This is a genomic window from Exiguobacterium sp. S22-S28, assembly GCF_043359615.1.
Classification (GTDB): domain Bacteria; phylum Bacillota; class Bacilli; order Exiguobacteriales; family Exiguobacteriaceae; genus Exiguobacterium_A.
In genome coordinates, this window is the sequence record NZ_JBHFFC010000028.1 from 72,519 (window position 1) to 85,952 (window position 13,434).

The 13,434-nt window shown below is 46.6% G+C and carries 10 protein-coding genes; 6 read left to right on the forward strand and 4 right to left on the reverse strand.

Annotated features, from left to right (window positions below; all coding sequences use genetic code 11):
* The first annotated feature begins 12 nt into the window (after positions 1 to 12).
* Positions 13 to 885, forward strand: coding sequence for a helix-turn-helix domain-containing protein (locus ACHA8N_RS11585; protein WP_393965839.1), 873 nt, complete (start codon positions 13 to 15; stop codon positions 883 to 885).
* On the opposite strand, the gene ACHA8N_RS11590 is transcribed toward ACHA8N_RS11585, so the two are convergent.
* Positions 882 to 1,511 carry an FMN-dependent NADH-azoreductase gene (locus tag ACHA8N_RS11590; RefSeq protein ID WP_393965840.1) on the reverse strand — a complete coding sequence of 210 codons (630 nt, stop codon included), beginning with the start codon at positions 1,509 to 1,511 and terminating at the stop codon, positions 882 to 884. The two genes, ACHA8N_RS11585 and ACHA8N_RS11590, sit on opposite strands and share 4 nt — an antisense overlap.
* Before the next feature lie 232 nt (positions 1,512 to 1,743).
* Here ACHA8N_RS11590 and ACHA8N_RS11595 point away from each other — a divergent pair, with 232 nt between their 5' ends.
* The gene (locus tag ACHA8N_RS11595) at positions 1,744 to 3,501 is read left to right on the forward strand and encodes a putative bifunctional diguanylate cyclase/phosphodiesterase (RefSeq protein WP_393965841.1); all 1,758 of its coding nucleotides are present in this window, start codon (positions 1,744 to 1,746) and stop codon (positions 3,499 to 3,501) included.
* A gap of 67 nt (positions 3,502 to 3,568) precedes the next feature.
* Here ACHA8N_RS11595 and ACHA8N_RS11600 read toward each other — a convergent pair whose 3' ends face one another.
* Together ACHA8N_RS11600 and ACHA8N_RS11605 are read right to left on the reverse strand one after the other, a co-directional pair.
* Complete coding sequence (locus ACHA8N_RS11600; protein ID WP_147511001.1) at positions 3,569 to 4,255, reverse strand: amino acid ABC transporter permease; 687 nt, start codon at positions 4,253 to 4,255, stop codon at positions 3,569 to 3,571.
* Positions 4,252 to 5,094, reverse strand: coding sequence for a transporter substrate-binding domain-containing protein (locus ACHA8N_RS11605; RefSeq protein ID WP_147511002.1), 843 nt, complete (start codon positions 5,092 to 5,094; stop codon positions 4,252 to 4,254). Before ACHA8N_RS11605 ends, ACHA8N_RS11600 begins: the two co-directional genes overlap by 4 nt.
* 296 nt (positions 5,095 to 5,390) lie before the next feature.
* Between ACHA8N_RS11605 and gltB the strand changes: the two genes are divergently transcribed.
* Together gltB and ACHA8N_RS11615 are read left to right on the forward strand one after the other, a co-directional pair.
* Positions 5,391 to 9,869 (forward strand): glutamate synthase large subunit, encoded by a 4,479-nt coding sequence (gltB, locus tag ACHA8N_RS11610; protein WP_393965842.1) that lies wholly within the window; start codon positions 5,391 to 5,393, stop codon positions 9,867 to 9,869.
* Positions 9,866 to 11,332: a glutamate synthase subunit beta gene (locus ACHA8N_RS11615; RefSeq protein WP_393965843.1), complete on the forward strand. Its 1,467-nt coding sequence runs from the start codon at positions 9,866 to 9,868 to the stop codon at positions 11,330 to 11,332. The genes gltB and ACHA8N_RS11615 overlap by 4 nt, the downstream gene beginning before the upstream one ends.
* A gap of 125 nt (positions 11,333 to 11,457) precedes the next feature.
* Here ACHA8N_RS11615 and ACHA8N_RS11620 read toward each other — a convergent pair whose 3' ends face one another.
* On the reverse strand, positions 11,458 to 11,586 hold the full coding sequence (locus tag ACHA8N_RS11620; protein WP_393965844.1) for an IS3 family transposase: 129 nt from the start codon (positions 11,584 to 11,586) through the stop codon (positions 11,458 to 11,460).
* A gap of 443 nt (positions 11,587 to 12,029) precedes the next feature.
* Between ACHA8N_RS11620 and ACHA8N_RS11625 the strand changes: the two genes are divergently transcribed.
* Together ACHA8N_RS11625 and ACHA8N_RS11630 are read left to right on the forward strand one after the other, a co-directional pair.
* Entirely contained in the window at positions 12,030 to 12,728 is a 699-nt protein-coding gene (locus ACHA8N_RS11625; RefSeq protein ID WP_393965845.1) for a hypothetical protein, read from the forward strand.
* A gap of 85 nt (positions 12,729 to 12,813) precedes the next feature.
* Positions 12,814 to 13,335, forward strand: a complete 522-nt coding sequence (locus ACHA8N_RS11630) for a TraR/DksA C4-type zinc finger protein (protein ID WP_147511007.1) — start codon at positions 12,814 to 12,816, stop codon at positions 13,333 to 13,335.
* Positions 13,336 to 13,434: the final 99 nt, after the last annotated feature.

Here is a 13,434-nt window from a genome sequence, read left to right on the forward strand (position 1 = left end):
AGGTAAATTATGATGACATCATTGCCCCACATGATCGGAAACGAAATCAAACGGATCCGTAAGCAAAAAAAAATGACACAAAAAGAGTTATGCGATGGTATATGCAGTCAAGCAGAAATTAGTAAAATTGAAAATGGTCGAAATTCGCCGACGATCGACTTGTTGCAACAAATTGCCAAACGTTTGCGAGTGCCACTGTCCTTGTTATTTCGAGACCAGCTCGAAAGTGACTCCTTTCGAGAGGCGGATAATCATTTATCGAGTCTGTTTCGCGAGCAGAAGTATCAAGAGATGAGACAAGAATTATCACAATCTGATGCAACGCATCATAATGAGATTCTTTTGTTGAGAGCATACTTTACAATTTTGTTAGAGGTGAAGACTGACAAAATCGATTACCGTACAGCTTCAACGTTACTGTCACGATTAACGGATCAGGAAGATATTTGGTATGAATCCCCCAAAATGTACATTCGAATTAAAATGGCGATTTCAAATTTATATGCTGAAAATGAACAATATCATTTAGCCGAGCGAGTATACGAAGAATTGGAACAATTATCATACGATACGGAAGAGTTAAAGAAACAATTGATTAAAATCTATTACAACCATTCACAATTATTAACGTTCGAGAAAAAATATGAAGCCGGCTTAAAAATTACCGAAAAAGGATTACGTTACAGTTTGTCACTCAATGATGCCTCTTTTATCGCTCATTTTTATTATCAACGTGGCTATTACCATGAGGTGATGCAAGGAGATACGTTAGCGACACAGTCTGATTACACGATTTCATATGCTCTTTTTCGGGCATTTCATCTCGAAACGTATGAAAAAATCGTTCTTAAAGGAAAAGAACGATTTCTCTTATTCTCATTTTAAAATCGTTGCCCAGCCTTCTCGCAAGCAGAGAGGGCATTTTTTATGAGTTCATCGGCCCGGTCCGGATATTGTTGATGACCTTCGAGAATGATCGTTTCGACATCTTCGATTCCAAAAAAACGAAGGATGTCGACCATGTAGCGGACAGCATGATCCGAGCTAACTTTGTCAGGTGTCGAGTAATCACCGCCACGTGAATGGAGCAACAAGACGTGTTTCCCCGTTACGAGTCCAACAGAACCTTCAGACGTATAACGGAATGTCTGACCGGCCTGTGCCAAGTAATCCATATAATTATGGAGCGGGGCAGGAACGGTCAAATTCCACATCGGGAAGGAAAAAACGATTTTATCCGATTCGAGGAAACCGGTCAGGTACTCCTGTAACTTTTCAACCGGAACACTTTCTTCAGCGTCCAGAGATTCACCCCGAAACAGTTTTGCCGCAGATGTGGCGAGTTTCAGGTCAAAAAAAGGCAGGCGTTCTTCGAATAGATTTAAGACGACAATCTCATCTTCCGGGTGATGTGTCCGGTAACTGGACAGAAACGTTTCGTTCATCTGTGAACTGATACCTTTTGATTGATGGGTGCTGTCATTGGCTTCGATAAATAATAAACGGCTCATAGGATGGCACTCCTTTCATTCTTTAGTATTGAATTACCCGAAAGAGTCACTCCTTAGACGTCAATCGATTAACCAGTTTCGTGGAGGATTTAGGTTTTAATTCCATCTAGATAAGGAAAAAGAGAGGAGGAAGAAACGGAAAAGAGGGGATGATATGAAGGTGCACGATCGATCTTCATCAGCAAATCTTCACTATCATCGTGAAGTGAAGGCGAATTACCGACTATTCGGAATGATCATCTTTGTATTGACCAGTTGCGGATCCGCTCTATACGTCTTCTCCAGTGCTTTAAGCCGATCGGGACTGGAATGGTCTGATGGTTGGCGGGCGGGTTTGATTTTTATTGTCGGATTAGTTCAGCTTCTGATTGGAAAAAGTAATCTGTCAGACCAGTTGAAACCGCATGTTATGTCGAGTGTGTTTTTATTGATTCCTTTCATTAATTATCCCTATATCGAAAGTGGTGCTCAGACAGTGTGGGCGACATCGCTGTTATTTTTATTAACGTCACTCGTCGTCATTAACCGGACGATGTTGCTGTATGCAACAGGCATCAGTATCGTGTCATTGCTTTATGTTTGGTTCGAGGCACCGTCAGGAACGTCTGTATTTACGGCGACAGATCACATCGCCCGTATCGGCTTGATTTTGATTGCAACATTAATCAGTTTATTGATTCACACACAATACGTGACACGACTCGAACGGAATATTGATTATTTGACCCGCTTGAAGGAACAAGCCTTTTTTGATCCGGTCACGGAACTTGCGAACCGCTCTTTTTTTGTGATTGAAACGGAAAAAAAAGCAACGTCAGGAGATCTGATCTGTCTGATTGATCTCGATGATTTCAAAACAGTAAATGATGCGTTTGGTTACCGAACAGGGGATCGTGCCCTCCATGTCATCGGGAGTCGATTGATGACGCAGTTTTCGGACTGTATTGTGGCGAAAGCGAGTGGCAGTGCATTTCTATTGCATGCAGATTCACATCATTCGGCACAAGGGTTATGCGATGAAATTTTATCCAGTATCTCGGAGCGTGTCCAAATTGATTTTAAACAAATCAATTTAACAGCAAGTATCGGTGTCTCTTTTGTAAACGGAGAATCAATTGACCATGTGATCAATGATGCAGAAATCGCGCTGTTCACCGCTAAATCCAATCGGAAAAATACATTTGCCATCACGGATCAAGCGACTCAAAATGAACGGAAGCGGGCGATGCAGTTGACACGTGACTTATATGATGCCGAACTCGATCGAGACTTTTTTGTATTATTCCAGCCACAGGTCGGAGCGAGCAGTCATCGTATTACGGGAGCGGAGGCGCTCGTCCGCTGGAATCATCCGAAATACGGTCTCATTTCTCCGCTTGAATTCATTCCACTCGCAGAACGGACACGATTCATCGAAACACTTGGCGGATGGGTGATGCGTAAAGCTTGTTTACAAGGAAAATGTTGGCTCGAACAAGGCAGAAAACCGATTACGATTGCCGTTAATGTATCTCCTTGGCAATTACGTCAGCCGGATTTTACGGAAAAAGTTCTTGAGATCTTAAAGGACACGGGATTTCCTCCTCATTTGCTGGAAATTGAAATGACGGAACATATCTTCGTCGAGGGGACGGTGCAAATCATCGATACATTAAATGAATTACATCGATACGGCATCCGGATTGCCTTGGACGATTTTGGAACCGGTTTTTCATCGATACAGACACTCGTCAAATTGCCGTTTGATCAATTGAAAATCCCGAAAGAAATTGTTCAAGAAGCCATCGATTCAGAAGAAAAACGTGCCATCGTCGAGATGATTATTCAACTGGGGAAACGTCTGGATATGACGATTGTCGCAGAAGGCGTCGAAATGACGGCGGAAGCGGAATTGTTGCAACAGCTAGGATGCCATACGCTTCAAGGCTATTTGTTTCACAAACCATTGGAGGCGTTATATATCGAGCCGTTGCTCGATCGACATGCTTAAAAGAAAAGCTCAACTATTTTTTCGAACGTCACGAGACGTCCAAGGAAAAAATAGTTGAGCTTTTTGGTTACAGGTAACGTGCGAACCGGCGTTCCAGCACTTCTTGTCCGGCAGCAATGACGGCACAAATACCCCAGTAAATGAACGCAATGACAAAATAAACGGTCATATAATCAAACTCACGTCCACCGACGATTTTGGCACGTTGGAAAATTTCAGGAACCGTAATCATGGCAGCCAGAGAAGAGGCTTTGACCAAATCGAGTAAGACATTCGATAACGGCGGGATGGCCAGTCGGACGGCTTGCGGTAAAATGATCCCCACAAAAACCCGGTAGCGGGAGAGTCCCAAGGATTGGGCCGCCTCCCGCTGACCACGATCCACGGACAAGAGCGAGGAGCGGATGATTTCTGCCATATAAGCGGCACTGTTTAGGCTGAACCCGGCAACGGCAGCCGTGAGGGCATCCAGTTGGATGTTGATGACCGGCAGTCCAAAATAAAGCATAAAAAGTAAGACTAAGATCGGTACACCCCGCATGAATGAAATGTAGAGTGTCGCGACGATACGTAACACCCGAGACGTGGATAAACGGGCCAAAGCGAGCAGCAAGCCGAGTCCGAGACCAATCACCATGCTGAGAAGTGAAATCCAAAGCGTGTGACCAAGCCCTCCCAAGATGTAAGGGAAGGCATCGACCGCTAATTCGGGATTAAAGACGGACCGCCATTCAATCGTATCGAAACTAATCAATTCACATCGACGATCGTCGTTTTGACATCAGGCATTTTTGAAACGTCTTTGTCGGCATAAAAGGTTTTAGATAATTTAGCGAGTGTTCCGTCTTTTTTCATTTCATCGATTTGAGCATTGATATTTGATTGCAATTCCTTGTTGTCCAGATCCATGATGAGACCAACTTGGCTTGGATTGTAGGCAATATCAGGATGGATCGTAATATCAAAGTCTTTGAAGAAGTCGATTGCCAGACTTTGGAGATAGTAGTCGTTTAGAATAACATCGGTTCGACCGTTAGAAACATCGCGTAAATACTGATCATTCGTGGCATTGTCATACGTGACTTCTTTGGCGCCATATTTTTTTGCGATCTGCATATACGTCGTCGTGGCTTCACCGGCGGCTTTCTTTCCTTTCAAATCCTCGAGTGATTTGATGCCGGAAAGGTCACTTTTACGAACGATGGCTGTTCCATACGTGTATTTATATGGTTTAGAGAAAGCAAATTTTCCTTTTCGTTCTTCCGTGATGGTAATATCATTGGCGGCTAAGTCAACTTGACCGGTGTTGACGCTTGTCAACATCCCGTCAAACGACATTTCTTTGAACGCCACTTTTAAGTCAAGACGCTTGGCTACTTCCTTGACGACTTCAACATCAAAGCCCGTTAATTTGTTGTTTTTTTCTTCATGGAACGATGTAGGGTAAAGCGTCCCAGCTGTCGCAACCGTTAAAGTCCCATCTTTCTGAATTTTATCATATGCGGTGAGTTTTTTTTCTTCTTGACCACATGCACCAAGCAACAGGGTAGTTCCTGCTATCAAGAGCCCTGTCCATTTTACAGATTGTTTCATCGGTTACATTCTCCTTTTCTAGCGAACACAGATAATTTACTTCTATATTAAAAATACCACGTCTAAATCTATTGGTGCAAAAATGAGTGATGTCTAAAAAAAAAATTTTAAGAAAAAAGTTTGGAATAAAATTATTCATCTTTATGTAAGCGTTATCATCATTGATTTGAAGCCTACCAATGATTTGGAAGACGTAAAATACAAAAATATACATAGTAGCGAATAAACATAAAAGGGTGTAAAGTATATTTTAACTGAATATACAGAAAATTTAGAACGGGTAGGAGCGTGGTACTATGTCATTTCATCAAATGCCGCAACGGCAAGGACTTTATGATCCGAAACAGGAACACGATGCGTGTGGAATCGGTGTTTATGCTCATCGGACGGGACGAGCGAGTCACGAAATCGTTCAAAATGCCTTAAACATGTTGTGTCAGATGGAACATCGGGGTGGTCAAGGGAGCGATGCGAAAACAGGAGACGGAGCAGGCATCCTGACGCAACTGCCGGATCGTTTATTCCGTCAAGCTCTTCGGAATGTCAGTCTGCCACCTAGTGGGGACTATGGAGTCATGATGATGTTTCTTCCACGGGAGGATCGTTTACGTCAGCGACTGGAACGCGCTTTGGAATCGATCATTTTATCAGAAGGGCAACGGTTGATCGAATGGAGAACCGTTCCTGTCTCGAATACAGTCATCGGTGAAAAAGCCCGTCAGACAGAACCCGTCATTCGTCAATGTTTCATCGAGGCAAAAAAGGTCGAAGGGTTGGCGTTCGAACGCACGCTGTTTTTGATCCGCCGGTTGTTCGAACGAGAAGCAGAACGACTTGGGATTGAACAGTACGTGCTGAGCAGCTCAAGTGAAACGATTGTCTATAAAGGGCTTGTCACAACGGATCAACTCGGCTTGTATTTTGATGATTTACAGGATGAGCGGTATCAATCTGGTTTTGCCATCGTCCACTCCAGATTCAGCACAAATACATTTCCAAGTTGGAAACGGGCCCATCCGAATCGCTATTTGATCCATAACGGAGAAATCAATACGTTGCAAGGGAATATCCGGGCGATGCGGAGCCGGGAAAATAACTTGGCAAAAACGACGTATGGACGCCGAGCCAAAGATGTCTTGCCGATCCTTGATGAATCAGGCAGTGATTCGTCGATGCTTGATAATGCGTTTGAGTTTTTATACTTGTCGGGGCTGACGTTGGCCGAAACAGCATTGATGCTTGTACCCGAACCATTTGAGCATACAGAGGTCCGGCCGGCGAAACGCGCATATTACGAATACCACAGTACGATGATGGAACCTTGGGATGGTCCCTCAGCCATTGTATTCACGAACGGAAAACAAATTGGGGCGACACTTGACCGAAATGGATTACGGCCGGCACGGTACATGATGATGCGGGACGGACATTTCATGTTGTCTTCTGAATCAGGTGTCCTCCCGGTGCCGGAACATGACATTTTGTTTAAGAAACGACTTGTTCCGGGTGAGTTGTTGTTACTTGATTTTGCTTCTGGTCAATTGATGTCCGATGAAGAAGTCAAACGGGAACTCGCCATGCGTCATCCGTATGCGGAATGGTTGGCGGAAGAGTTAGTGACGTTGCCGGGAGACGTTCCAAAAGAGGATGTCGTGAACCTCGGGACATTACAGCGTTTGTTCGGCTATACCCGAGAAGATATCGATCAGTATTTGATTCCTTTGGTCGAGGAGAAAAAAGATCCGCTCGGAGCGATGGGGACGGATATCCCATTAGCCGTCTTAAGTGAACGTCCACAATCGCTGTTCCGGTATTTTAAACAGTTGTTTGCCCAAGTGACGAATCCGCCAATCGATGCGTTGCGCGAACAAATCGTCACCTCGACGATGACGTGGTTAGGTCAGCAGGGGGAACTGTTGACGCCGAACCGTCGGAATTGCCGCCGGATTCGACTCGCTTCACCAATCCTCATCCCGTCGGAAGGAGCGGCCTTAAAACAAACCAAACTGGTTTCGAGAACACTGTCGACATTATTTGAAGGTTCGCTCGAAGAAGCACTGGAAACGTTGCTGGAACAAGCAGTCCATGCCGTCCAGGGAGGCTGTGAACTGCTTATTCTCTCCGACCGGAACGTACGGCCGGGGGCAGTACCGATACCGATGCTTCTTGTGACGAGTGCCGTCCATCATCACTTGATCCGGGAAGGATTACGAACAAAGGTCAGTTTGATCATCGAAGGCGGAGAAGTCCGTGAAGTCCATCATTTTGCAGCGTTGATCGGATACGGGGCGGATGCCGTTCACCCATACCTGGTCTATGCGACCTTACAAGATGCCGTGCCGGAAACGATGACGGATTACGAAGAGCGTTACCGGGCTGCCGTGACGGAAGGCGTCGTCAAGGTCATGTCCAAGATGGGGATTTCGACGGTCTTCAGTTACCGCGGTGCCCAAATCTTTGAAGCAATCGGCATTTCCGAGCAAGTCATTGATCGGTATTTCACGGGAACGGTCTCACAATTGGGTGGTCTTTCACTTGCCTTGATTGAAGAAGAAGCGGTTCGCCAACATGAAGAGGGCATCAAGCGGACGCACCTCGAGTCGGGCAGTGTATTCCGCTACCGGCATGACGGGGAGCACCATGCCTTTAATCCGGCGACGATTCATCTGTTGCAACATGCTTGCCGGACTGGACGATATGAATTGTTTAAAACCTATTCGGCCCGGATTCAAGCAGAGCCGGCGACGTTTTTACGTCATTTGATGACCTTTCAGGAGACGACGCCGATTCCGCTCGAAGAAGTCGAGCCGGTCAGTGAAATCGTGAAGCACTTCAAAACAGGAGCCATGTCTTACGGTTCTTTATCAAAAGAAGCCCACGAAACGTTGGCGATCGCCATGAACCGTTTGGGCGGGAAAAGCAACAGCGGTGAAGGCGGCGAGGAGGAAGAACGCTATCAGTTGGACGAAAACGGGGATTCACGGATGAGCCGAATCAAACAGATTGCGTCCGGTCGGTTTGGTGTGACCAGTCATTACCTCGTTCATGCCGATGAACTGCAAATCAAGGTGGCTCAAGGAGCAAAACCGGGCGAAGGCGGACAGTTGCCGGGTGAAAAAGTCTACCCGTGGATTGCCCGTGTCCGAGCATCGACACCGGGTGTAGGGTTGATTTCACCACCGCCGCACCATGATATTTATTCGATCGAGGATCTGGCGCAACTGATCCATGATTTAAAACGAGCCAATGATGAAGCACGGATCAGTGTCAAGTTGGTTGCCAAAGGTGGTGTTGGGACGATTGCGGCAGGTGTTGCGAAAGGATTGGCTGATGTCATCGTCATCAGTGGTCACGACGGGGGAACGGGTGCTTCGCCGAAGACGAGTATTCAGCATACGGGATTACCGTGGGAATTGGGGCTGGCTGAAACGCACCAGACGTTGGCCTTGAATGGTCTGCGCGAACGGGTCGTTCTGGAGACCGACGGCAAACTGTTGACCGGACGTGATGTCATCATCGCCGCAATGCTTGGGGCGAACGAGTACGGATTTGCGACGGCACCGTTAATTGCCGTCGGCTGTATCATGATGCGGGCATGCCACCTCGATACGTGTCCGGTCGGTGTCGCGACACAAGATCCGAAACTGCGCGAGAAATTTACGGGATCGGCGGATCACGTCGTACATTTCATGGAATTCGTCGCAGAAGAAGTTCGGGAATATTTAGCGCAATTAGGCGTTCGGCGTTTGGCCGATTTAGTCGGACGGACTGATTTACTTCAGGCGTCAGACCGGTTGACGACGCACTGGAAAGCGTCGAGTCTCGACTTGTCCCGTCTGTTCGTCATGCCGGATTATTCGGCGACGACGCAGGAATTTCAGCAGCATCACGTGTCGGCGTCATTTGACGGACGAGAATTGGCAACACGGATATCCGATCAATCCTTTGCCGAGCCGCAAACGTTCACGTTCCCAATCACTAATACGGACCGCGCAATCGGAACGAATACCGGAGCACGCCTGACCCGACTGCACGGGGCGATGGGACTTCCGTCGGACCGGTTGACGCTTCAACTGAATGGATCCGCCGGTCAAAGCTTAGGTGCATACGTCCCGCGGGGCATGACATTGAATGTCGTCGGAGATGCCAACGATTATGTCGGCAAAGGGTTGTCCGGAGGAATCATTACGGTCCGACCACCGACGAAATCAAGTTACGTCTCGTCAGATCAAGTCATCATCGGCAACGTGGCGCTTTACGGGGCGACGAGCGGCGAACTGTACGTCAACGGTCAGGCCGGGGAACGGTTTGCTGTTCGGAACAGCGGGGCAACAGCAGTCGTCGAAGGAATCGGAAATCATGGTTTGGAATACATGACGGGAGGAAGTGTTGTCATCTTAGGAGACGTCGGATTGAATTTTGCGGCAGGAATGTCGGGCGGTGTTGCCTACGTCTTGCCAAAAGACTTGGCGCGATTCCAAGCACGTGTCAATCGGGAGCTCGTGACGACGGGAGCAGTCACAGATCCAGAAGAAGCGACCCGACTCAAAACCTTTATCGAACGACACGTCGCGCGGACGAACAGTGAACAAGGTCATGCGATTCTCGCCAACTGGGATCACGTCCTCAGCTCGTTCATTCGTGTCATTCCGACGACATATCAAACCGTAACGACTTTAATGGCAGGCTACGCACAACAAGGACACAATACAGAAGAAGCGATGTTGTTGGCATTTGAGACGCACATCGGACGTGGAACAGGAGGGAAACGATGAACAGACGAGATCAATTCATGCATGTTCCCCGAAAGTCGGGAACTGAACGGGCGAGCAATGAGCGCATCGGTGACTTCGAGGAATACAAAGAACGGTTTTCAGAGGCGGAAGCCTCTACCCAGGCCAGCCGGTGCATGGATTGTGGGACTCCGTTCTGCCATGTCGGGGAGACGTATGGTCAAGTCAAGATTGGTTGCCCGGTCTACAATTTGATTCCAGAATGGAATCTTCTTGTAGAACAAGGGAATTTCCAAGAAGCGCTCGTCCGATTGCAACAGACCAATAATTTTCCGGAGTTTACGGGGCGGGTCTGTCCGGCTCCGTGCGAAGGATCGTGTACCCTCTCGATCAATGAACCGGCTGTTTCGATCAAACAGATTGAACGGACGATTATCGACATCGGTTTTGAGAAAGGGTGGGTACAACCCCGGATACCGACCGTCAGAAGTCAACACCGGATTGCGATCGTTGGTTCAGGACCTGCCGGTTTGGCAGCGGCCGATCAATTAAACCAAGCGGGTCACCAGGTGACGGTGTTCGAACGGGAAGACCAAATCGGCGGGTTATTGACGTACGGAATCCCGGCCATGAAACTCTCAAAAGACGTTGTTGCCCGCCGTGTCCGCTTGCTTGAGACGGAAGGCATCCTGTTTAAAACCGGAGTGACGATTGGTCTCGATGTCTCACTTGAACAATTAAAAGTAGATTACGAAGCCGTCATCCTCTGTGTCGGAGCGACTGAACCAAGAAAACTCTTGGACGTCCCGACAAGTGGTGTCGGATATGCGATGGACTATTTGACCAGTGTGACGCGTCAGCTGTTGACCGGTCAACCCGTTCAGGATCAGCACGAGATGAAGGGGAAAGACGTCCTCGTCATTGGCGGCGGCGATACGGGAGCTGACTGCGTCGCAACGGCACTTCGCCAAGGCTGCCGCTCGGTCGTTCAGTTCGGGAAACACGAGATGCCGGGAACGGTTCGGGCCACCGATAATATGTGGCCGGATACACCAAATCTTTATACACTTGATTACGGATATGAAGAAGCACTTGCTCAATTTGGACGTGACCCACGGGAATATCTGATCGCCATCGAACGGTACACGACCAGCGAAACCGGGCAATTGACCGGTGTTTGGACGGTTCACAATGAAAAAATCCGCCATCCGGACGGTCGCATTGAATTTCAAGCGATTTCAGGTACCGAAAAATATTTTCCGGTCGATACGATGTTGATCGCAATCGGGTTTAGTGGTGTCGAACAAGACGTTTTACGCCATCTGGCAGTCGAGACGCACAACGGAAAAATTAAGACAACATCTTATGCGACCAATCAGGAAGGGGTCTTCGCAGCTGGCGATGCCCGCCGGGGACAATCACTGATTGTTTGGGCAATCCGCGAAGGGCGCGAGGTTGCAGAAGTGGTCGAGCACCATTTACGGACTTTACAGCAAACCGGTTGATTGATGTGACGACAAAAATGTTCGAGACTCCGTTGTGATATGCTCCCCAAAAAGTAGACAGTTGAAATAACAAAAACTGTCTACTTTGTGAACTGAACCATAAAAGTGAGACAATAAATGATTCGTCAGGCGACCTTGAGGACCTGAGTCCGGTATTCCATCGGGCTCAGGTTTTTTAGTCGTCTCTTGATACGGCGATGGTTATAGTACTTGATAAAAGCGATTGCTTCGCTCTTTGAGTTTTCAGTCACCACCTTAAATTGATGGAGGACAAAATATCGTAAGGACGGCTCTTTGGCACTTCGTAATCGAACAGAATGGACACGTTATCTAGAAGAGCTAAAGAGGGAGGCTGTTCGCGCAGTGCTCACTCAAGAGGAATCGCTCACTATTACGAAGGCTGGTTTTTGGATTTAAAAACATGTCGAAATACCAAGGGTTAACGAGTTGAATTTCCAAATCTTTAACATAAATCAGCGATCTTGTGTATAACAGATTTAGAATATTCGTTATCGAATATTTTTTTTTGTTTTTGCGTTGTACGCTAAAGAAACGGAACTTCCAATCATCCGATTCTTAATTAAGAGAAGGTGGAATTATGCTCAATTATAAAGTGAACGTATATATGACTAAGGGAACACGGTCAAAATCTAATCAATCTTCAAACGGAAAACATTTAATTTATACGAGTCAATTCATGTCACAAACACCCGTGCAATTACTGCATCAGTTATTGCTGAACCGGTTGACGCTTGAACAAGAACATTCTCCGCACTTGATGTACACGTTAGAAGTGAACACGGTCGTCGATCAATATGTCATCGATGTAAGGATCTATATAGAAGAAGAATTACCGGTAACAGTAGAACGAGGACTCATTGAATTGATTGAACGGGAAGAGGTCCGGCATCTTCCGTCGCTTGAAATCGGGAAACCGGATTACGCTGAATTTGCTCATTTGGTACTGCATGTCAAACTAGGAGCTGTCCGGGTTGATCAAGAGAAAATGCAGGATATCTTTGATGAATCTGGTGTCCAAGGAAAAATCATTCTTCAAAAAGAACGGAGTGACAGTCGTGAACCCTGTCATTCGATTCAACTGTTGATTGGCGGAATGGAAAAAAGTTTATACAGTCTCTCGCATTATCAACTGGATCCATTGTTCCGAAAACATGGACTCGTGATCCAATCGCTGAACCTGTTACCGTTTGATCTATTTTTAATCCGTGATAAGGTAGCGATGTTATCATCCGCGGATGCTACACGATTATGGATTGATGATATCTCCACTTCTAAAAACGGTCGTAGCCATCAAATTTGTTTTAAGGATGGTCAAGAATTCATGACCGTCATCTGCGATCTTCATGGTTCAATCCGTTCGTATAAGTGTTCTTGAACAAGCAATTGACGTTTAACATGGTTTCATTTCGGTTAAAACCTTTAGAGAAGAAGTTGAAGCTCAAGAATTGGAGATGAAAGCTATGTTGTCAGCAAAACAAATCGAAACGTTTAAAACACGTCTGCTTAAAGAAAAAGAGAAAACAGAAACGAACATCGAAAACCGCGAAGTGGACTACGATGCAGGAGAATTGTCGAGTTACGACAATCACCCGGGGGATTCAGGTGACGAGTTGTTCCTGCGAGAACGGGATCAGGCGATGACGGATATGCAGGAAGAGATGTTATCCGACGTTGATTTGGCGTTAAAAGCGATCGAAGACGGCACGTACGGAGTCTGCAAAGTATGTGGAAAAGACATTGAAATTGAACGTCTCGACATCATTCCGGAAACGTTGCTCTGCATTCAAGATGCAAAAGAAGAGGAAGAGCGTGAGGGGAACGATCCAATGTCTCGTCCGAGCGAAGAAGCAGTTCTAGATCCGTCCGTCACAGCAACTGGCAAAGATATTGACGGGGCGACAGACGGATTCAGCAAAGTAGGGGAATTCGGAAACTCTGACACGCCTTCAGATAAAGAGGACGGTATTGATCCGACTCGCTAAGTGAATCCATCAAATGTTCAACACGTCAATCCATTTCCGGATGACGTGTTTTTTGTTCGGATAAAAATATCGGAAAATTTTGACTTTTATTAAACATTT

Bases quoted from the DNA above. Each gene is read 5' to 3' on its own strand.
- gltB (WP_393965842.1), top strand. From the start codon at position 5,391: ATGTCATTTCATCAAATGCCGCAACGGCAAGGACTTTATGATCCGAAA.
- ACHA8N_RS11590 (WP_393965840.1), bottom strand. From the start codon at position 1,511: ATGAGCCGTTTATTATTTATCGAAGCCAATGACAGCACCCATCAATCA.
- ACHA8N_RS11585 (WP_393965839.1), top strand. From the start codon at position 13: ATGACATCATTGCCCCACATGATCGGAAACGAAATCAAACGGATCCGT.
- ACHA8N_RS11615 (WP_393965843.1), top strand. From the start codon at position 9,866: ATGAACAGACGAGATCAATTCATGCATGTTCCCCGAAAGTCGGGAACT.
- ACHA8N_RS11595 (WP_393965841.1), top strand. From the start codon at position 1,744: ATGATCATCTTTGTATTGACCAGTTGCGGATCCGCTCTATACGTCTTC.
- ACHA8N_RS11630 (WP_147511007.1), top strand. From the start codon at position 12,814: ATGTTGTCAGCAAAACAAATCGAAACGTTTAAAACACGTCTGCTTAAA.
- ACHA8N_RS11605 (WP_147511002.1), bottom strand. From the start codon at position 5,094: ATGAAACAATCTGTAAAATGGACAGGGCTCTTGATAGCAGGAACTACC.
- ACHA8N_RS11625 (WP_393965845.1), top strand. From the start codon at position 12,030: ATGTCACAAACACCCGTGCAATTACTGCATCAGTTATTGCTGAACCGG.